This window comes from Bacillota bacterium, assembly GCA_040754315.1.
Classification (GTDB): domain Bacteria; phylum Bacillota; class Sulfobacillia; order DUSP01; family JBFMCS01; genus JBFMCS01.
Map to the genome: position 1 here is coordinate 59,296 of JBFMCS010000004.1, position 19,566 is coordinate 78,861.

The 19,566-nt window shown below is 60.0% G+C and carries 22 protein-coding genes and 1 riboswitch; of the genes, 19 read left to right on the top strand and 3 right to left on the bottom strand.

Annotated features, from left to right (window positions below; all coding sequences use genetic code 11):
• Window positions 1-120: 120 nt before the first annotated feature.
• Entirely contained in the window at window positions 121-1,272 is a 1,152-nt protein-coding gene (locus AB1576_00895; GenBank protein ID MEW6080354.1) for an isocitrate/isopropylmalate dehydrogenase family protein, read from the bottom strand.
• Between the two features lie 150 nt (window positions 1,273-1,422).
• Window positions 1,423-1,561, top strand: a riboswitch (molybdenum cofactor riboswitch).
• An 89-nt stretch (window positions 1,562-1,650) separates the two neighbouring features.
• On the opposite strand from AB1576_00895, the gene AB1576_00900 reads away from it, so the two are divergent.
• From AB1576_00900 to hpt, 7 genes are all read left to right on the top strand, one after another.
• Window positions 1,651-2,508: a substrate-binding domain-containing protein gene (locus tag AB1576_00900; GenBank protein ID MEW6080355.1), complete on the top strand. Its 858-nt coding sequence runs from the start codon at window positions 1,651-1,653 to the stop codon at window positions 2,506-2,508.
• A gap of 19 nt (window positions 2,509-2,527) precedes the next feature.
• Window positions 2,528-3,247 carry an ABC transporter permease gene (locus AB1576_00905; protein ID MEW6080356.1) on the top strand — a complete coding sequence of 240 codons (720 nt, stop codon included), beginning with the start codon at window positions 2,528-2,530 and terminating at the stop codon, window positions 3,245-3,247.
• On the top strand, window positions 3,223-4,305 hold the full coding sequence (locus AB1576_00910) for an ABC transporter ATP-binding protein (GenBank protein ID MEW6080357.1): 1,083 nt from the start codon (window positions 3,223-3,225) through the stop codon (window positions 4,303-4,305). Before AB1576_00905 ends, AB1576_00910 begins: the two co-directional genes overlap by 25 nt.
• 13 nt (window positions 4,306-4,318) lie before the next feature.
• Window positions 4,319-4,525, top strand: a complete 207-nt coding sequence (locus AB1576_00915; GenBank protein ID MEW6080358.1) for a TOBE domain-containing protein — start codon at window positions 4,319-4,321, stop codon at window positions 4,523-4,525.
• A 193-nt stretch (window positions 4,526-4,718) separates the two neighbouring features.
• Window positions 4,719-6,152 carry a trimethylamine methyltransferase family protein gene (locus tag AB1576_00920; GenBank protein MEW6080359.1) on the top strand — a complete coding sequence of 478 codons (1,434 nt, stop codon included), beginning with the start codon at window positions 4,719-4,721 and terminating at the stop codon, window positions 6,150-6,152.
• 18 nt (window positions 6,153-6,170) lie between these two features.
• Window positions 6,171-6,836: a hypothetical protein gene (locus AB1576_00925; protein ID MEW6080360.1), complete on the top strand. Its 666-nt coding sequence runs from the start codon at window positions 6,171-6,173 to the stop codon at window positions 6,834-6,836.
• A 406-nt stretch (window positions 6,837-7,242) separates the two neighbouring features.
• Complete coding sequence (hpt, locus tag AB1576_00930; protein ID MEW6080361.1) at window positions 7,243-7,830, top strand: hypoxanthine phosphoribosyltransferase; 588 nt, start codon at window positions 7,243-7,245, stop codon at window positions 7,828-7,830.
• Here the strand turns inward: hpt and AB1576_00935 are convergent.
• Window positions 7,808-8,734, bottom strand: a complete 927-nt coding sequence (locus tag AB1576_00935; GenBank protein ID MEW6080362.1) for an L-lactate dehydrogenase — start codon at window positions 8,732-8,734, stop codon at window positions 7,808-7,810. The genes hpt and AB1576_00935 overlap by 23 nt on opposite strands.
• Window positions 8,735-8,858: 124 nt before the next feature.
• On the opposite strand from AB1576_00935, the gene AB1576_00940 reads away from it, so the two are divergent.
• Together AB1576_00940 and AB1576_00945 are read left to right on the top strand one after the other, a co-directional pair.
• Window positions 8,859-9,905, top strand: coding sequence for a PDZ domain-containing protein (locus AB1576_00940; protein ID MEW6080363.1), 1,047 nt, complete (start codon window positions 8,859-8,861; stop codon window positions 9,903-9,905).
• Between the two features lie 90 nt (window positions 9,906-9,995).
• Complete coding sequence (locus AB1576_00945) at window positions 9,996-10,406, top strand: hypothetical protein (protein ID MEW6080364.1); 411 nt, start codon at window positions 9,996-9,998, stop codon at window positions 10,404-10,406.
• Between the two features lie 156 nt (window positions 10,407-10,562).
• On the opposite strand, the gene AB1576_00950 is transcribed toward AB1576_00945, so the two are convergent.
• Window positions 10,563-10,700 carry a hypothetical protein gene (locus AB1576_00950; GenBank protein ID MEW6080365.1) on the bottom strand — a complete coding sequence of 46 codons (138 nt, stop codon included), beginning with the start codon at window positions 10,698-10,700 and terminating at the stop codon, window positions 10,563-10,565.
• Window positions 10,701-10,726: 26 nt separating this feature from the next.
• Between AB1576_00950 and AB1576_00955 the strand changes: the two genes are divergently transcribed.
• The 10 genes from AB1576_00955 to AB1576_01000 all read left to right on the top strand — a co-directional run bounded on the left by AB1576_00955 (window position 10,727) and on the right by AB1576_01000 (window position 19,239).
• Window positions 10,727-10,942 (top strand): ABC transporter permease, encoded by a 216-nt coding sequence (locus tag AB1576_00955; protein MEW6080366.1) that lies wholly within the window; start codon window positions 10,727-10,729, stop codon window positions 10,940-10,942.
• Between the two features lie 297 nt (window positions 10,943-11,239).
• The gene (locus tag AB1576_00960; GenBank protein ID MEW6080367.1) at window positions 11,240-11,950 is read left to right on the top strand and encodes a GAF domain-containing protein; all 711 of its coding nucleotides are present in this window, start codon (window positions 11,240-11,242) and stop codon (window positions 11,948-11,950) included.
• Entirely contained in the window at window positions 11,947-12,144 is a 198-nt protein-coding gene (locus AB1576_00965) for a hypothetical protein (protein ID MEW6080368.1), read from the top strand. Before AB1576_00960 ends, AB1576_00965 begins: the two co-directional genes overlap by 4 nt.
• A gap of 712 nt (window positions 12,145-12,856) precedes the next feature.
• Window positions 12,857-13,447, top strand: a complete 591-nt coding sequence (locus AB1576_00970; GenBank protein MEW6080369.1) for a hypothetical protein — start codon at window positions 12,857-12,859, stop codon at window positions 13,445-13,447.
• 138 nt (window positions 13,448-13,585) lie between these two features.
• Window positions 13,586-14,326, top strand: coding sequence for a helix-turn-helix domain-containing protein (locus AB1576_00975; protein ID MEW6080370.1), 741 nt, complete (start codon window positions 13,586-13,588; stop codon window positions 14,324-14,326).
• 606 nt (window positions 14,327-14,932) lie between these two features.
• Entirely contained in the window at window positions 14,933-15,667 is a 735-nt protein-coding gene (locus AB1576_00980) for a tyrosine-type recombinase/integrase (protein MEW6080371.1), read from the top strand.
• Window positions 15,660-16,625 carry a tyrosine-type recombinase/integrase gene (locus AB1576_00985; GenBank protein ID MEW6080372.1) on the top strand — a complete coding sequence of 322 codons (966 nt, stop codon included), beginning with the start codon at window positions 15,660-15,662 and terminating at the stop codon, window positions 16,623-16,625. The genes AB1576_00980 and AB1576_00985 overlap by 8 nt, the downstream gene beginning before the upstream one ends.
• Window positions 16,609-17,637, top strand: a complete 1,029-nt coding sequence (locus AB1576_00990) for a tyrosine-type recombinase/integrase (protein MEW6080373.1) — start codon at window positions 16,609-16,611, stop codon at window positions 17,635-17,637. Before AB1576_00985 ends, AB1576_00990 begins: the two co-directional genes overlap by 17 nt.
• A gap of 125 nt (window positions 17,638-17,762) precedes the next feature.
• Window positions 17,763-18,434, top strand: a complete 672-nt coding sequence (locus AB1576_00995) for a Mu transposase C-terminal domain-containing protein (GenBank protein ID MEW6080374.1) — start codon at window positions 17,763-17,765, stop codon at window positions 18,432-18,434.
• Window positions 18,427-19,239 carry an AAA family ATPase gene (locus AB1576_01000; protein ID MEW6080375.1) on the top strand — a complete coding sequence of 271 codons (813 nt, stop codon included), beginning with the start codon at window positions 18,427-18,429 and terminating at the stop codon, window positions 19,237-19,239. The genes AB1576_00995 and AB1576_01000 overlap by 8 nt, the downstream gene beginning before the upstream one ends.
• Window positions 19,240-19,566: the final 327 nt, after the last annotated feature.

A 19,566-nucleotide genomic window follows, 5' to 3' on the forward strand; every position in this document is an offset into this window, starting at 1 on the left:
ACCCAATTACATGATATGGCGGGGTTCCGGGGATATAACCCGCGCGGGGAGAGGGCCGGGTTTTTGCAGGTAAAAGCCCCGGGGTGGTGCCCGGGGCCTTTGAGGGGTTCCGGAAGGGAATCAGCCCTGGGCTTCGCCCAGGCGCCTGAGGGCATTTACCACAGCGTTCCCCATCTCTGAGGTAGAGGCACTTCCCCCAAGGTCTCTGGTGCGCACTATTCCCTCCTCCAGGACGGAGACTACCGCCCTTTCCAGGAGGTCTGCCCAGGTGTCCTCGCCCAGGTCTTCAAGAAGGAGCTGCCCCGATAGGATGGTGGCCAGGGGATTAATGATCCCTTGCCCCTTGTACTTTGGAGCGGAGCCGTGGATAGGTTCAAACATGGATACACCGTTGGGGTTGATGTTCCCCCCGGGCGCCAGGCCCAAGCCCCCCTGGATCATGGCCCCGAGGTCCGTTATGATGTCCCCGAACATGTTGGGGGTGATCACCACCTGGAATTGTTCGGGGTTCTTCACAAGCCACATTGTCATGGCATCCACGTAGTTGAACTCGTAAGATATGGACTGGTATTCCGAGGATACGTCCTGGAACACCTCCCTCCAGAGGCCGTAGATGTCCGAGAGCACGTTGGCCTTGTCCACCGATGTGACCCTGTCCAGGCCCTTGCGCTGGGCAAGCTGGAAGCCATAGCGAATGACCCGCTCTGCCCCTGCCCGGCTGATGAGGCCGATCTGGTAGGCGTAGTCCCCGGCTACATCCGACTCAAAGGCCACGTTGAAGGCGGCCCGGTAGTTGCTCCTGTCCACGGGTAACCGGGCGCTGCCAGCGGCCCCTCGAACCCTGTCCCCGATGCCTATGTAGAAGTCCTCAGTGTTCTCCCTGATCACGTAGAAGTTGATGTCACCGGGGCCCTTGTCCCTGAGGGGGGTGGGCACGTTAGGGTAGAGTTTTACAGGGCGGAGGTTGATGTACTGGTCAAGCCCAAACCTGAGATTCAGGAGCATGCCGCCCTCCAGCACCCCGGGCTTTACCCTGGGGTCGCCTATGGCACCCAGGAGGATGGCATCGAAGCCGCCGAGCTCGTGGATGATGCCCGGAGGCAGGATTTCCTTGGTCTTCAGGTAGTGCTCCGCACCGAAGGGGTAGTGGGTCCACCTGAAGGTGATGGAGGCCATGGGTGCGATGGTCTCGAGGACCTTGAGGGCCTCCGTCACGATCTCGGGTCCCACGCCGTCTCCAGGAATGACCGCTATGTTGTATTCCTTACCCAAGTCCAGGTTCTCCTCTCGCTCCCCTAACGGGGTTCGTTAATGTGACGGATAACCTTCTACACAGGCTGCCCAGGTTCCTCTTGTCGTAGACCTAGGTTCCGGGTGAGCGACAGGAGGATTCCGGTGCCGGGCGGAGAAGGAATGGACTGACAAACCCATACTCTCCGAGCCTGCCTCTCCTAAGGGGTCATCTACGGGAGACAGGCCGTGCCAGCCCCATGGCTGGCAAACGGTAGGCTGGGAAACCTGCCTGCCCCCCATCGTGGAAAGGAGGCGTCTCTATGAGGAGAAGGCCAGGATCCGGAGCGGTGGTTCTGGCCGATCGCGTTTTTTCGGGAAGGATGTCCGGGCAGACCATGGTGAAAGGAGAAGACCATTTTGAAAGCGATTAGATCAGTGGCCCTTCTGTTAGTACTGCTCATGATGCTGAACCTGGTGGGCTGCGGCAGTCCCCAGGTGACGGAGGAACCCTCTACAGAAGACCCGGCGCAGCCAGAGGCTGTCGAGGTGACGTCGTTTATCCTGGCGACCACCACCAGCACTCTAGACACTGGCCTTCTTGATGTGCTCAACGCCGCCTTTGAGGAGGAATTCCCGCAGTACCAGGTGAAAGCCATTGCGGTGGGGACAGGGGAGGCCCTGAAGATGGGCGAGCGCAAGGAGGCGGATGTGGTCCTGGTACATTCGCGGGCGGCTGAGGACAAGTTCGTCGAGGCCGGTTATGGTTTTGACCGGCGGGATGTGATGTATAACGACTACGTCTTGGTAGGGCCCGGAGAGGATCCCGCAGGGATAAAGGGGATGGACTCCGCGGAGGCCTTCAAGACCATCGCGGCCCAAGGGGCTGTCTTCTTGTCCAGAGGGGACGACTCCGGCACCCACAAGAAGGAGATGTCCATCTGGTCCAAGGCCGGGGTAGAGCCAGGCGGGCAGTGGTATTTCGTCTCAGGGCAGGGGATGGGGGCCACCCTCCAGATAGCTGACGAGAAACGAGGGTACACCCTCTCGGACCGCGGCACCTTCCTGGCCAGTTCCAATCTGGGCCTTGTGGTCCTGGTGGAAAAGGAGCCGGCTCTCCTGAATCCCTACGGGGTGATCCAGGTCACAGGGGCCAAGAATGCTGAGGGAGCCCTGGCATACGCGGGCTTCATCACCTCTCCCGCGGGCCAGGCCATAATCGCCGAGTTCGGTAAGGACAAGTACGGGCAGCCCCTGTTCTTCCCGGACGCAGAGTAGCTGTAGCAGGAGGTTACCGATGGACCTGTTGTGGCAGGGCTTTAAAGAGGCAATAAGATTAGTGATGACCCTGGACCCGGAGGTAATGGGGGTTACCCTCCTTTCCCTGAGGGTGTCCGGGCTGGCTACCCTCATCTCCCTGGTGCTGGGAATGCCCCTGGGGGTCTTCCTGGCCCTCAGGGAGTTCAGGGGGCGGCACCTGGCGCTGGGCGCCGTTAACACCGGCATGGGGCTTCCCCCTGTGGTGGTTGGGCTCTTCGTTGTGCTCTTCCTTTGGAGGAGTGGCCCCCTGGGTTTTCTGGAGCTCCTCTACACGCCCACGGCTATGGTCATCGCCCAGGTGGTTATCGCCTTTCCCATTGTAGCAGGCCTTACCGCCGCCGCCATACAGCAGCTGGATCCCCGCATTGGGCTCCAGGCCAAGGCCCTGGGGGCCTCGGGATTCCAGACAGTCATGACCCTGGTCATGGAGGCGCGCCTACCACTCTTGGCCGCTGTCATGGCCGGCTTTGGGGGGGTGATCTCAGAGGTTGGGGCGGTGATGATGGTAGGGGGCAACCTGAAGGGAATAACCAGGGTACTCACCACCGCCACGGTGATGGAGGTGAGGATGGGCCGTTTTGCCACGGCTATCGCTCTCGGGCTCATCCTACTGGGATTGACCTTCGCGGTGAACCTGGGCCTCACCATGCTGCAACAGGGAAGGAGAAGGCAATGGAGCCACCGGCCATCAAGGTAACCCAGCTGGAACAGCGATATGGTGACAAGGTGGCTGTATGCGTGCCCCATCTTGAGGTAAGCCGCGGGGAGGTCCTGGTTATCCTGGGCCCCAACGGTTCGGGCAAGAGCACTCTCCTGAGGGTGCTGGGACTCCTGGAGCGTCCCTTCCGGGGCAGTGTGGCCTACAGAGGGAGGGTGCCAGTAACCCAGAAGGAGTGCCTGGACCAGAGAAGGCGCATGGCCATGGTCTTCCAGGACCCCCTCCTGTTCAAGGGCAGCGTCTTCCGGAATGTCTCCTATGGCCTGCGGGTCAGGGGCATTGACGCCGGGGCAAGCCGCCAGGGAGTCAAGGGCGCCCTGGACCTCCTGGGCATTGGTCACCTGGAGGATAGGCCGGTGGACACCCTCTCCGGTGGTGAGGCACAGAGGGTGGCACTGGCCCGGGCGCTGGCTGTCAAGCCGGAGGTGTTCTTCCTGGACGAACCCACGGCGTACCTGGACGCTCCCGCAAAGGAGGCCTTTGTGAAGGACCTGAGGGGGCTCCTGGACAGGCTGGGCCTTACGGCCCTCTTCGTGACCCACGACCGGTCAGAGGCGCTGGCCCTGGGAGCCCGGGTCGCGGTTCTGGAGGCAGGCCACCTGAGGCAGGCAGGGAATGCTCTAGAGGTGTTCCGGCGCCCGGCCACCCTGTCCCTGGCGGCATTCCTCGGCGCGGAGGTGGTGGGATCCGGGCGTGTCCAGAGGGATGGCTCCAGGTGGCTGGTCAAGGCGAACGGAGGCGCTATCACGGTGAACTCTGGGGAAGGATATGAGGGAGAGGTGGACCTGGTGATGAGGCCAGAGGACGTGAACCTCTCCCGCGAGGGGAGTCACGAGCCTGGACTGAACGCCCTTACAGGCCTGGTATCGGAGATCGTCCCGTCTGGCCACGCCTACCGGGTTACCCTGGACTGCGGCTTCCGGGTCCGGGGTTACCTGACGGGATACCAGATTCGGTGCTGGCAGGTATCGGTAGGGAATTCACTGACTGCCAGCTTCTACCCAGATGCCGTCCACCTCATTCCCAGAAGTTCCTGAAGGGGGTGATGGCGTGAAGGTAAGTGGGAGGAACAAACTCTCCGGTATGGTCCAGAGCATCAAGAGGGATGGGATCCTAGCCCAGGTGACCGTGGCTGTGCCCGGCCCCGGTACCGTTGTGGCCACCATAACAGGGGATGCCGTGGATGACCTGGGACTGAAGGAAGGCGATTCCGTGCAGGCCCTGGTGAAGGCCACTAACGTTATGATAATGAAGTAAGACCCCCGTAGCCTGTACGACGGCACCTGGTGGAGGGATGCCGCCTCCCGCGTGGAATAGGTAGTGCGGGGGCGGCATTCGTCTACCAAGGCCCTGGCGGTCCCGGCACACAGGATTGCGCCATCGCCGGAGGTCTCAAGGGCAGGTCTTGAGCGAGTGGGCCGCCAATCGATGACAGGGGAGGACTTGACTGATGAAGGAAGCGTTCCCAGTGATGAGGTTCTTGTCTGACGAGGATCTGGGTGTGATCTACGCTGCCAGCCTGAGGATCCTGGAGGGCACCGGCATGGTGATCAAGTCCCGCCGGGCTCTGGAACTGCTAGGAAACGCAGGCTGTGCCCAGAGGGACGGGAGGATCATGATCCCACCTAGACTGGTGGAGTGGGCCATGGAGAAGGCCCCATCCACCGTGACCCTCCATGACCGCGAGGGCCGTCCCTCAGTCCTGCTGGAGGGGAGAACCTCTTACTTCGGGACGGGATCGGACTGTCCCAATATACTGGATCACCAGACCGGCGAGCGCCGTCCCTTCACCAAGGATGATGTATCCCGGGGGATGCGTGTGTGTGAGGCCTTGCCCAACATCGACTTCGTCATGTCCATGGGCCTCATCTCCGATGTGCCCAGGTGGTCCTCGGACAGGCACCAGTTCCAGGTGATGCTTACCTGGACGAGGAAGCCCGTGGTGTTCACCGCCCATGACCTTGAGGGCTGCCGGGACATAGTTGAGATGGCCGCTATGGCGGCCAATGGAGTGGCTCACCTGTATAGATACCCTCAGTTAGTTCTGTACTCGGAACCCACGTCACCCCTGGTCCATTCGGAGCCGGCCCTTGACAAGCTCCTCTACATGGCTAGCCTGGGGCTCCCTACGGTCTATTCCCCTGGCATGATGCCGGGCGCGACGGCCCCAGTGACGGCTGCCGGGGCTCTCGCCCTGGCCACCGCTGAGGCCCTCGTGGGCATCGTGCTGGGACAACTGGAGAGGGAGGGCGCCCCCTTCATTTTTGGCGCCGGTATTAGTCCCATGGACATGAGGACCAGCGTGTGTTCCTACGCATCCCCGGAATTCATGAGAAACCAGGTAGGGGTAGCTGAGATGGCTCGATACCTGGGCCTTCCATCCTGGGGCTACGCGGGCTGCAGCGACGCCAAGGTGCCTGACCAGCAGGCTGCCCTGGAATCGGGAATGTGGGCCGTCATGACCTGCATGATGGGGGCCAACCTGGTGCATGACGTGGGGTACCTGGAATCAGGGCTCACGGGATCCCTGGAGATGCTGGTCTTAAACGATGAGGCCATCGGCGCGGCCCGCAGGATAGCGCAGGGGATAGGGGTGGACGAGGAGTCCCTGGCGGTGGAGGCCGTTCACCGTGTGGGCCCCGGGGGGCAGTTTCTCACGGACGAGCATACCCTTGCCCACTTCAGGGAGGACTGGGTCCCGGGCCTTCTTGACAGGCAAAACCACATGGCGTGGCAAGCCTCCGGCCAGAAGACCCTGAGAGATAGAGCCAAGGAGCGGGTGGAGGAGATCCTCCGGAGGGACCTAGCCCCGGTCATCCCTGAGGATGTGGCCATGGAAATCGAGGGCATGGTGAAGCGGGCCGATGGCAGCCGGATGAACTAGGAGTGGAGGGATCCGCCCTTGGCATTGATTACCATTACGGCTGGGGACCGGGAGACCGCCAGGGTGGTAGCAGGGCGGGTCTCGAGGCGGATGGGCCTGGACCTGCTGGAGGAGCCCTGGGAAGGGGCTGTGAGCGGTGTCCTGCCCATGACGCCGGGAGGCCCTGCGGTGCCGCCAGACCTCAGTGTTGCCCTGGCGCCACTGGGACAAGGGGAGGCCTCCTACCACATGACCCTGGATCTGGAACGCCTGGGCCCCTCCGGGTGCGCCGACGCCATTGTGGCGGTGGCTGCCAGCCTGGGGCTGGCCAGAAAGAGGAAACGGGGCCTTACCCGTTCTCGGAGAACCCGGTTTGCCCACGCAAGCGAGAGGGAGTTCGCCGGGATACTGGACTTCTACGGGATCCATTACATGTACGAGCCCCACACATTCCCCCTGGCTTGGGATGAGGAAGGCCGCGTCACCATGGCGTTTACCCCCGACTTCTATCTTCCGGAATATGACCTGTACCTGGAATTGACCACGCTCAAGCAGGGACTGGTCTCAAAGAAGAATAGGAAGATCCGCCTTCTGGGGGAGATTTACCCGGAGGTCCAGCTGAAGGTTCTATACGGCAAGGACTACAAGAGGCTGCTTGAGAGGTGGGGTTTTGTTGATGAGGAGGAGAATCAATACCCCAAGTGACCTTTTTGGGGTTCCTCGCCCGGACCCGTTCAGGCTTTATGCTTGCGGGCCTGCCCTCCCCGAGTGCGGCTTTCGCCGGCACTCCGGTGCGCTGACCTTTAAGCGGCCTCCCGGAACCTGGGCGGGTTTGTCCGGCTATTCCTCGGGCTTACCGGCCCTAGGCCTTTTCCGGTCTCGACCTTCCGGTCGTCCAGGAAAAGACTTGCGGCTCGACCCGCCCTCCGACTCCGGCTCTTACGGGGCCCAGGGCTCCCGGCCCGTCCACCCCATCCCGGCTTTCACCGGGTGGCTTGGACTCACCTTGACCCTGAGGCTCCGTTCCCTCGACCACTTGGGGTAATCACAGAATACTATGGAACGCGGCGCAAGTCAATACTTTTTATGCTGGAAATTAGTGTTAAGGGGGATGACAGTGTACCAGGACATTAGGGAGGTAGTATTTACGCAGGGTGATATCAGGGCTGCGGTGGCCCGCCTGGGAATCCAGATATCTCGGGACTACCAGGATAGGGATCTGGTGCTAGTGAGTGTCCTCAGGGGCGGCGCCTTCTTCGTGACGGATCTGGCCCGGGCCATCCCTGCCTACCTCTCCCTGGACTTTATGGCCATCTCACGCTACGGGCCCAGGGCTAGGGGGGAGAAGGGAGTACGCATCCTCAAGGACCTGGACGAGGACATCTTGGGGAAGGATGTCATCTTGGTTGAGGACATCATCGACACGGGACTCACCTGTGCCTACCTGGTACGTATCCTCAACGAGCGCTCCCCCCGGAGCCTTAAGGTATGCTGCCTCTTGGACCGGCGCGAGCGGAGGCTTGTGAACCTGCCCTTGGCCTATGTGGGGTTCAAGGTGTCCGATGCCTTCCTGGTAGGGTACGGGCTGGACTACAGGGAGATGTACCGCAACCTTCCCTTCATCGGGCTTCTCACCGACGGGGCCCGGGAGAGGCTCTCTCCCTCCAGTACCACGCCTACAGGTCAAGGGAGTCGATAGCCTCTCTCAGGAGACGGGAAGAGTGCCGGAAGGCCTCGGCCTCCTCAGGTGCGAGGGGCAGCCGGATGATCTTCTCAATGCCCCCTGAGCCCACCACTGCCGGGACGCTAGTGCAGACCTCGTCGATCCCTTCATAGTCCCTGATCAGCGATGATACGGTCAGCACCGTCCGGTTATCCCCTATGATCGTTTCCACGATCCTGGCCAGCGCTATGGCTATGGCATAGTACGTGGCGCCCTTTCTGCGGATGATCTCATATGCCGAGGTCCTGACTCCCTCGAAGATGGCTCCCATCTCCTCCTCGTCGTGACCGGGGAAGTCCCTGAGTCTCATGCCCGCGATGTTGGCCAGACTCCACACAGGAAGTTCCGTATCCCCGTGTTCCCCAATGATATAGGCGTGGATGCTGCGGGGGTCCACCCTGAAGTGCTCACCCAGGGCGTGGCGCAACCTTGAGGTGTCCAAGAGCGTGCCGGAGCCTATCACCCTCCTGGGTGGGAAGCCGGACAGGCGCCAGGCAACGTAGGTGAGGACATCCACGGGGTTAGTGGCCACCAGCAGGACGCACTGCCTGTTGTTCCCGGTCACACTCCTGATCACGGAGCGAAACACCTCTGTGTTCCTCTTCAGGAGGTCCAAACGTGTCTCTCCGGGTCGCTGGCTCACCCCGGCAGCAATGACCACGACCTGCGCCCCGTCCAGATCCTGGTACCCACCGCTCTTGACCTGCACAGGGTGGGCCAGGGGCACAGCATGGCTGATGTCCATGGCTTGTCCCGCGGCCTTGTCGGGATCAATGTCCACCAGGACCACCTCGCTGGCCACCCCGGTGAGTACCATGGTATAGGCGAAAGTAGACCCTACCAGGCCTGTGCCGACTATGCCAACCTTTCCTTGGGTCAACTCAATACCTCCGGCGGTTCGATGGCATTAGGGTTTCCCTTATCCTCGCCCGCTAGTACGTCCGGGCTGGAGGAATTGGCGGCCCTAGGGGGGAATCAGGGGTAGGTGAAAGGAGGCAAGGTTCTTGACCGTTTCCGGGTCAGGCTTGGGAGTCACAGTGAGAAGGTTGCGCCGGTTCCTCATCACCGTCATTACCGGTGGCCTTGTGCTGGCCGCCCTCTACTACCTTCCCACAGGGTATGTGCTGGTGTCACCTGGGCCTGTGAGGGATCTCTCCCAAGTGATAAAGGTTACAGGGGGTGCCGCGGACTCCTCAGGGCGGGTACTCCTTACCACCATCAACTCCCGGGATGCGGGGCCCCTTCTCTACCTGTACGGGATGGTGAACCCCAAGGCTGACCTGACGCCTCAGAGTGCCGTGGTCCCCCCGGGGCAAGACAGGGACGAGTACTGGGAGTACCAGCGGCGCCTCATGGAGGAGAGCCAGGCCGCAGCGAAGGTTGCGGCCCTGGCCTACCTTGGCTACGAGGCAAGCCTGGTGGGGACGGGGGTCATGGTGATGGATCTCTTGCCCTCTTCTCCTTCCGAGGGGCTTCTCAAGCCCGGCGACCTCATCACAATGGTGGACGGTGTGACTGTGAATATCGCCGGGGACCTCCTTGACTACATGGCCAGGAAGACGCCGGGGGAACCTGTTCGCCTGGAGATAAGCCGGGCCGGCGAGACCAGGACCCTGGAGGTTCCCACCGAGGCCCATCCCTCAGAGGGACGGGCCATCATGGGAGTCCTGGTGACCACAGCAGGCTTCGACGCCGAGATACCCTTGGAGATCCACATCGAGATCCAGGGCATCACCGGACCCTCAGCCGGCCTCATGTTTTCCCTGGAAATAGTCAACCAGCTTAGCCCCGGTGACCTCACCAGGGGTATGACCGTGGCGGGAACCGGCACCATCACCGGCAACGGTGTGGTGGGTCCCGTTGGGGGAGTGCGCCAGAAGGTGTTCGCTGCCGAGAGGGAGGGGGCCGAGGTATTCCTGGTGCCTGTGGAAAACTTCACGGAGGCAATATCGGCGGCCTCCCGTGTCAGGGTGGTGCCCGTGACCTCCCTGGCCGAGGCCCTCCAGGCCCTTAGGGAATCCGGGCTGGAGACCGGGGAGCCCCCGGATTGAGGGTGAGGCACGCCCTCGGCCCAAGCTGCAACCTCCTGTATCATCCTCTCCACTCACGACATGGCGTAGGCGAAGGCCCTGGCAGGCGAAATGGCCGTCCTGCTCCGGGGGAGAATCGTTGCCACCTGTACCCTGCGGGATATCACCGCAGCCGGGGCGGGGTTGACTAAGATCACCGTGCGTACCTCGGGTTCGAGCCTGGAAGGGAACACCCTCCCGGCAGCAGCCCGGGAGGGCTGGGTGGAGGGGTATCACGTCTACTACTCCACCAAGACCGGGTCAACGGTGGCCGCCATCATCAGCAAGGTAGAGACAGCCGGGGATAGTTCCTGGATCTGCGCCTGGAACGCCCGTCCCTGGAAGAGAGATTCCTGGAACTTACCACACAGGGGGGGTGCTCTAAATGAACGCTTTTGCCGGGCACTTCTCCTTCGAGTTCTTCCCGGCCTGCGAAACAGGAACCATCTGCTCCTCAACTACCTATTGCCCCTAGGCTTCTAAGCTATGATGGGCCTGGTTATGACGGGGCTCAATCCATTCTTCACGGAAACCATGCTCCCCGCGATGCTGGTGTTCACCGTGCTCTCCGGTGGCATCCTGGGGCTCCCCGGTCCCTGGTGGAGGCACGCGAGGGAGGAGCCCTGCGCAGCTACAAGATCAACGGGGTGCCTCAATCCTGTCCATTCCCGCCATGGCTACATGCATCCACCTGGTCATCGCTGCCACGGCCGGGTCCCTCTTCGGGGCGCCGCTGCCCGCTGGATGGCCCGCCCTGGTCCTGAATCTACCTGGCACTCCTTTTCTCCTGCAGCGGCCTGGGGGTGCTCATCGGCGTCATTTCCTCCAGCAGCCAGTCGACGGTACTGTGGTCCCAGATGGTATACGTGGCCTCGATGCTTCTTAGCGGCATGATGGTTCCAGGCCACCTGACGCCCGGCGCCCTGCAGAAGGCGACTCGCCTGCTGCCGGGAACCTATGCCATGGAGGCCATCAAGGGGCTCGGTTTGGACGGATCCGGCGGCAAAGGAAAAGTTTGACAGTGTGTCGAACTGTCTCTGCCATTAGGGTGTGAGGGGGAATGGCCACCGGGAGGTGTGTTGCGCACGGGGTTGTTTCGCAGTATGTGGGGCTGCTGCATGGTCCGGGTCGATGGTTCAGAAAGGCCTTCCCAGTCGGGGTTCAGGTGCCCTAGCTAGTGGTCGAGGGTTTACGGCTCGCCGCCGGGAAGAGCCACAATCTGTGCCAGGTCGCTCCTAGATGGGCGCGTGGGGCAAGGCAGGCAATTTGCAGTGAGCGGAGGGTTTACTTGTTCCAGTGAAAGGCGGGGCTGCTTCATGCCGTTTCGCCGTCGGGTGAAGCAGGTTTTGGTGTTCCTGGATAAGGCGTCGGACGCCATCCAAATGTTGCTCATGGTGCTCCTGGCGGTGGGAAATCAGATCAGATACCCCTTTTCGTTGACACTGGCCTTTGTGGTGATTGCCATCGTGCTGGTGTGGAAGAACTATGCCGTCAAGACCCGCCGGGGAAGGGTGCTCACCAAGGCAAAGATGGAGCACGTTCTGGCTCACTTGGTGAATGCTGTCGAAAGATACCAGTGCAGGCAAGGGAAAGACTCCCTTCGGGCGAATATAATGACCTTGGGGAATGAACGGCTCCAGATCGTTGCCTCATGCAGAATGGCCAATGACTTGGATCAGGACATAACCTTTGCCGTAGGCCAGGGGTGCTGTGGAGAGGCGTATGACTCGGGCCAGCTGGTGGGAGGCGACTTATCCAGCGTGTACATGGACACATGGGAGGAAACCCGCAGGGAGTACGGGAGCCCCCCATGGGGCATCACGCGGCAGCAGTTCGAGAAGACCAGGACATTGAAGTCCGTTTTGAGTGTCCCGATGGTTCAGGGCGACAAGGTGCTGGGTGTGCTCAATCTGGACGATAAGGTCCCCCTGGATGAAGCCGGTTTTGGGGACGACGAAATGCTCCTGGTCATTGGCGGGTACATGTGTTTCGCCATGAGCATCATCTCTGGGGAGGCTGGGGAATGATCAATGGGGTCTGGGTCGAAGTAGAAGGGAAGAAGGGCCTTTACAGGCGCAAGGAAGAACTGGAGGTTCCTAAGACATCCATCGAGTCTGCTGGCAAGGACCTAACGAGGTCCAGTTGGTTCAGGGAGGCTTGCTGGAGACCGGTGGAAGAAGGGCGTTTTGTCATGGGACGTCCCAGGTCCGCCAAGACGTGATCCGTCCCACCTAACCGAGCGTGGATAGTCTCCGAGCTGCTCGAAGCCTGTGGATAGCTGTTCTTCACAGATTCTGGGAGAGGCAGCGACATTTCCTCATTCACCCTCCCCGCATCGTGATGAGATATCCCCCGCGTGGCTGGGATTTACTGTGGCTCAAGCACCACCTGACGGTGTGTGAGGTTCATTTGAATGGGCAACATCGCTCCCGCTCACCCAGGGGCCGGGATGACCACAAAGTGCGAGATGGATTACCCTCCGAGGCAGACGCACTCGTGATATCAAGGCGCCCGTGGCATAACGGGTGAGGATGTGATTGCCGGCACATTCCGGGAGGTGTATGGGGTCATGGACTAAGGCTCTCCCGACAACGGACCTAAGCCATTTAACACGAAAATTGGCCTATTCGGGGCGGCTTGACAAGTAGATATGCTGCGGAGAGGCAGGCTCTCTGGCCACGGAGAGGGGAGGATTGCTCTGATTCAGTGGCCAGGTAGGAAAGCTGGCAGACGAGAGAGAACCGGTGTCTGAGGACGTCGGCTTTTTTGTTGTGGAAGAGAAGACGAACCCCCGGGGCCAAGGCCTCACCGCCACCCCAGGGGTTCAGAGGAGGTGAAAACTCACCCCCACCTCAATGCTAAGTCTACCGCAACTCGTCACAGTAGTCAAAAGGCTCCTTGCAGCGTGGGAAGGCGGCGATGCTGACTGGGGGGTGAAAGAAGCCCGTCCGTGTCCCTGCGGTTGCACGTTTCGCCACCGTCACGGCAGCTACTCCCGTTTCGTGGTGGTCGGGTTGTGTGACTTCCGGCTGGCGATTCCCCGGCTGTACTGCCCCTGGTGCCACAAGACAGAAGCGGTACTTCCGGGCTGGCTCAGCCGGCGCTCCGTGTACCCCGCCTGTTTCCGGCAGGCAGCCGTGGTGAACTACCTGGCGGGTGAAGGGGGTTACCGGCCCGTAGCAGCCGAGTTCCACCTGAACTGGGAACTGCTGTGGCAGTGGGTGGACCGGCTGGCCCATCAGGCCAAGGACCTGCTGGCGCAGTTGACCGGGCTCCTTCTCTGGTACGAGCCCGAGGGGAGGGCGGTTACGGCCTGGTCCGGCGAGCTCAGAAGGGGCGTCGATGCATACAGGGCCAAGACCCGAGACCCTGGCAAGCGGGAGAGCCTGGCCGCCATAGGCCCCCTGCTCACCTGTGCCCACCAGTTGTGGCGGGTTGGCACGACTGCGGGACTTGGCTGGGGTGAACCGGACCCGGTTCACCTCCTGGGCTTTCTCGATAGCTGCGTGAAGGCCCTCGGCTAACGGCAACACTCCCTCTTACTGCGACCTTCACCTAGTCCACGACATACTTGTCAGCACCAGCCAGGCCGATCCCACAGAAGGCTTGTCTCTGCGAGCCCGGGCCCGGGCGTTTAGACTTACCCCGGGAGGTGGCAAGGCATGGATGACCGGCCGACGCAGGTGGGTCTTTTCCGCTACAGCGTGATCGCTCCGCTGCTGGCCCCGGACCTCTCCACCGCGGAGCGGGTCCGCCTGCGGCAAGAGATCCTGGATCAGATGCACCTCGCGCCCGGGGAGAGCAAGGGCCGGAAGGTCTCCGCCCGCACCTTACGCCGCTGGCAGAAGGACTACCGGGAAAGGGGCTTTGCCGGCCTGCGGCCCCGAGCCCGCCGGGACCAGGGCAGGCCCCGACGGATGGATGCGGCCGTGCTCCAGAAAGCGGTGGCCCTGCGGGAAGAGGTGCCCGAACGCAGTGTCCGCCAGATCGTCGAGATCCTGACCCTGGACCCGGATACCCCGGTCCAAGCAGGGGAACTGAAATCTTCCACCCTGGCCCGCCACCTGAGGCGGCTTGGCAAGACCCGGTCCTTGCTGAAACTACCCAAGCAGGCTTACCGGCGGTACGAGAAGGACCGGCCCAATGCCCAGTGGCAATCGGACGTCTTCTACGGGCCGTTCCTGCCCGATCCCCAAGGCGAGATGCGCCGTACTTACCTGATCGCCTTCCTGGACGACCACTCCCGGCTGGTACCCCACGGCCAGTTCTACTGGGCCGAAGACCTGCCCAGCCTGCTGGACTGCTTCAAGAAGGCAATCCTGAAGCGGGGGATCCCTGCCCGGGTGTACTGCGACTATGCCGAAGAAAAAACTATGCCGAAAAAAGCCGGGGACGCGGTTTAAACCTACGCCTCTGGCTAAAAATTCGGCATAGTTTCGTGACTTTGCCGCGGTTTTGTGTCAACATCATCCTGTAAACAAATTTTTCAGGAGGTGTGATAATGAACAAAACCGGGAACAAAAACCTAAAAGAACTGATTAGCGCTGCACTGTCCGAAATGGAAAAGGCCCATTATTGTGGTATGTATATCCGACACATGAGAAACGCCTGTATGTTGCTGGAAGATATGGCTGTCAGGATGGGCAAGGATATGCTTGACGACGAGCTTTCGAAGGCGTTTATCGGCGATTCGTCGCATTTCAGGACAGGTGCGTACAGCAAATCCAGATTCAAGCGGCACAGGTTGTGTGTACAGATTTTAAGAACTTATCGGGACACAGGCGTTTGGCCTCCACCACCCCCCCCACGAGCCTGTTCTAGCTGGGCTGACCACGCCTCATCTCATTGAGGCGCACGCTTCATTCGCACGCCGCATGGGAGAAGAAATCGGGCTGAAGAAGAATACAATCGACGGATACAACCGCTTCGTTTATCACTTTCTTCTATACTGTGAAGGGAACGGGTGCCACACAACAGGGGAAATTCGAAGCGGGGACACCCCATCCTTCTTGGAAGCGTTGTGCAGGGATCGCTATCAACCCACCAGCATCGGTGCTCATCTTCCGGGCTTAAAGCTGTTTTTTTCAACGAGTGAGTCAATGCAGCACCTTCTCGCAACCTTTCCCAAGGCCCCAAAACGGAAGATGGAAATCATACCCGTGCTGGAAGAACGCGAGCATGAGGCCTTTGCGGAGCATCTGAAAACCACCAGCCTTTCAGCAAGGGACAGGGCTATTTGCTGGCTCGCGTTCGAAACCGGTATGCGCGCCGTGGACATATGCAACTTGAAAATCGCCGACATCGACTGGGCAAATGATAGGATCCATATCGTGCAACAGAAGACATCGAAGCCGTTGGAACTCCCGTTGCGGGCTACATACGGCAATGCGATTGCGGATTACCTGCTGTACGAGCGACCTTTGTCAAACTCAACGCGACTGTTCCTTTCCACGTTAGCCCCGTTTAGACCTCTCTCCAGCCACGCCGCATGCCGGAATATCCTGCTGAATGCATTCCGCGACGCCGACATCCTTAAGACAGGCAGAATCTGCGGCACAAGGTTTACCCGTCATAACGCGGCATCCCATATGTTGAAAAACGGCGTCCCTCTTTATGACATATCGACCGCGCTCGGCCATTGCGACCCGAACAGCGTGGATACGTATTTAGCGACTGACGAGAATATGATGACCGAGTGCTGCCTCCCCGTTCCTTGTGTGGAAGGGGGCGCGGACAGTGAATGATGCATCTACGGCGCTCGGTCGTCTGGCTGAGCAATTCCTCGCGTACAAAAGGGCGTTGGGGCTTAAGTACGAAACGGGCGAATATTATCTAAGAGCCTTTTTGACGTATGCTAACTCGAACAATCCAACCGCCCAAGTCCCAGACAGGGAGCTTGTATCTGGCTGGTGTGCCAGTGCTGCGAACAACCCTGGCTGCTTGCACAACATGGCGTCCGTTATCAGGGAATTCAGCAGGTACCTTGGCATGAACGGCTACGATAACGCGTATATCCTTCATCCTAAACGGGGCACGCGGCTGGATCCGCATCTGCCTCATTTCTTCGTGCCAGCCGAAATCAAGGTATTTTTTGACCGTTGCGACAAAACCCCAAAAAGGGGGGAATGGCCGGGGAGGGAATTGGTCATTCCAGCGGTATTCCGTCTGTTGTATTGTTGCGGCCTCAGGTGCAGGGAAGCGCGTATGCTACTGTGCAGCGACGTGTATCTTGAAGGTAAGCACATTGATATCAAAGCGTCCAAAGGCCGCAGCAGGCGCATTTTCATCAGCGACGGTCTGGCCGAGGTTTTGAAAAGATATGACGAACGGATAGCCCGCATCATTCCTGACCGGGCGTATTTCTTTCCAAGGAATCAGCGCGAACCGTACAAAGAAGGCTTTATCAGTACAAATTTCAACAGAATCTGGAGGGTGGCACTCCCATATTTTCACTCGCCAATCAAGCCTCGCGCATATGATTTCAGGCACCACTTCGCATATGCGAACCTGAACCGCTGGGCTGAGCAAGGCAAAGACGTCAACGTAATGTTGGCGTTCTTGATGAGGTATATGGGGCACGTGAGTATTCAGAGTACGCTATACTATTTCCACTTTGTGCCCGAGTATTTCGGGGCCTTCGCACAAAAAGCGCGAGCATTGGAATCCCTTGTGCCGGAGGTGCCACATGAAGAACAGGGCTGAAGACAGTGCCTTTTTTTGGAGCGTTGCGGCTGAGTTTCTTAACAGTTACCTTCCAGACGTCAGGAGGGCGAGCGGCAATACCGTGGAATCCTACAGGAATTGCCTAAACCGTTACATTGACTACCTTGAGACAGAAAAGGGCGTCAAGCGCAAAGACATCAGCTTCAAAATGCTTGACAGGGAAAACATCAAGGGATATATGGCATGGATGCACAAAACCGCGCAACTCGCCCCAAAAACTTGCAATCTCCGGCTAACAGCATTGCACTCGCTTTTGGAATACGCGTCACAGGAATGTACAGATATCACACCTATCTGCATAAGTTCAGGCACGATCAAAGGGGTAAGGCTAACGTCGGCGCCTATTGAGTTCTTCGAACGGGAAGCCATGTCCGCTTTGATGGCAGCTCCAGACACACGCAAAAAGCTTGAGCGGAGAAACCAGATGCTGCTCGTTTTTTTGTACGACACCGCAGCGCGAGTTTCGGAAGCGCTTAACGTCAGGTTATGCGACCTGCACATGGACGCCTCCATACCCCATGTAACATTCCTTGGGAAAGGCCGGAAATACAGGAACGTCCCTCTTATGGACAGCACGATGGCGCATCTGAGGCGCTACCTTCGAGAGTTTCATGGGTACGCGAGTGAAAGCACTGGTGCGCCATTGTTTTACGCCGTGACGCGCGGGGAGGCGCATAGACTGTCTATTGATACCCCTGAGAAGATGATAAAAAGATATGCCAAAGAGTTGTCGGATACATGCCTGTCGATGCCAGGAAATGTTCACTGCCATATGATACGGAAAACCAGGGCCATGCACCTGTACCAAGAAGGCATCCCGCTTCCTCACATTCAGCAGCTTCTAGGCCATGAGGTTCTGTCCACAACATCTGGTTTCTACGCTTTCGCAACACTGGAGACGCTTTCTAAGTCGTTGGAGAAAGCCAACCCTTCCGACATGAGCAAACTGTGGAAATGCAAGGATTATTCAGAGAGACTTTGCAGACTATAGTGAAAACTATGCCGAATTTTTAGCCAGAGGCGTAGGTTTAAACTGCGTCCCCGGCTTTTTTCGGCATAGTTTTTTCTTCGGCATAGTCGCAGCTATTCCGAATTCGGAATAGCTGCGACAACGGGGTGATCTACCAGAGCCACCAGTTTCAGCGGATCTGTGCCGAACTCGGGATCCTTCACCTGTCCGCCCGGCCGTACTCCCCCCAGGGGAAGGGCAAGATCGAGCGATTCTGGCAGGGAATCGATGGCTCGTTCCTACCGGAACTCAGGGCCCACCCGGTCGGTTCCTTGGACGAACTCAACCGGCTCTTCGGCGCCTGGCTGGAACAGGGGTACCACCACCGGGTGAACCGGGAGACGGCCCAGACGCCGTCGGCCCGGTTCGCCCGGGCGCTGGAGGACATCCGCCTGGCGGATCCGGCCCGGGTGGCGGAGGTCTTTCTCTGGCAGCAGGTACGCCGGGTGGACAAGACCGGCGTGGTGTCTCTTCAGGGGAATCGCTACGAGGTGGACTCCCGGTTGGCGGTCCGAAAGGTCCATCTACGGTACGACCCTTTCGACCTCAGCCGGGTCCAGGTCTGGCACGAGGGAGCAAGGTACGCCGATGCGGTTCCCTACCAGCTGGTGCGCGAGTATGATGTGCGGGTGCGGCCGGAGCCTCCGGCCAAGTCGACGGCTACCGGGTTGAGTTACCTCAAGCTCCTTCTGAAACGGCACGAGGAGGAGGCCCGGACTGCCCTCGGGCAGATCTCCTTCCGTAAATTCCAGCAAGAGGAGGACCAGGACGATGTTTGAGGTCTACTACGGGTTTACCGCCACCCCGTTCACGCGTACGGTGAGCCCCTCCGACCTGTTCCCTTCCCACCAGCACCAGGAACTGCTGGCCCGGCTCAGGTACCTGGTGCGCAACCGGGGTTTCGGGCTGGTCACCGGGGAGGTGGGCAGCGGCAAGACCACGGCCATCCGGGCCCTCGCCGCCGGCTTGGACCTGGCCCGGCATCAGCTCTTGTACGTCGCCCAGTCGTCCCTCACTCCCCGCCACCTCTACCGGGCGCTCGGCCGCCAGCTGGGCCTGGAGCCGGCCTACCAGGCGGCGGACGCCCGCCGCCAGCTGACGGAGACCCTCTGGGCCACCCACGCCAAGCAGGACAAGTTGCCGGTTGTCGTCATCGACGAGGGCCATCTCCTCTCGGGGTCTCTCCTGGAAGAAATCAGGTTCTTCAGCAATTTCAGCCTGGACTCGGTCTCGCCTATGGCGCTGTGTCTGGTGGGCCAGGGGGAACTGCGCCAGCGTCTCCGGCTGCAGTCTCTCGCGGCCATCGCCCAGCGGGTGACCTTGCGCTACCACCTGTCGGGGCTGCCGGAACCGGAGACTCGTGCCTACATCCAGCACCACCTCAAGGTGGCGGGGGTTGCCCACCCCCTGTTCTCGGATGAGGCCATGCGGCTGATCCACCAGTTCTCCAAGGGGATCCCCCGCCGCATCAACAACCTCTGTGTGGCTTCTCTGCTGGCTGGGTTCGCGGAGCAAAAGTCGCTAATAGACGAGGCAACGGTGAAGCAGGCTTGGGCAGAGGTCGAGGGAGAAACAGTCGCTTGAAGAGGCCAGGGGTGCGGGGACCCCCGTTCATGTCCCTTCAGTTGGCCACGCTATGTGGCAAGACGGTGGCCAAGCAGTGTGAGCGACGGCAAGATATGCCTGGATAGCAAGTCGAAAAAGGGCAAAATGATCCAAGCCGATGACAGATAATGCATCAGCCAGACGGCTATTCAGGGACCGAACGCTCATGCGGTCTTAGAGTGCTCTGTCACCACCACCAGGCCCATCTTCCTGGCCTCAGCAATCATCCTCTTGACCCGGAATATGTCTTGCTTCTGCTTTGCGACTTCAAAGTGGGCTTCATCGTAATCTTCCTTGTTCTTCAGT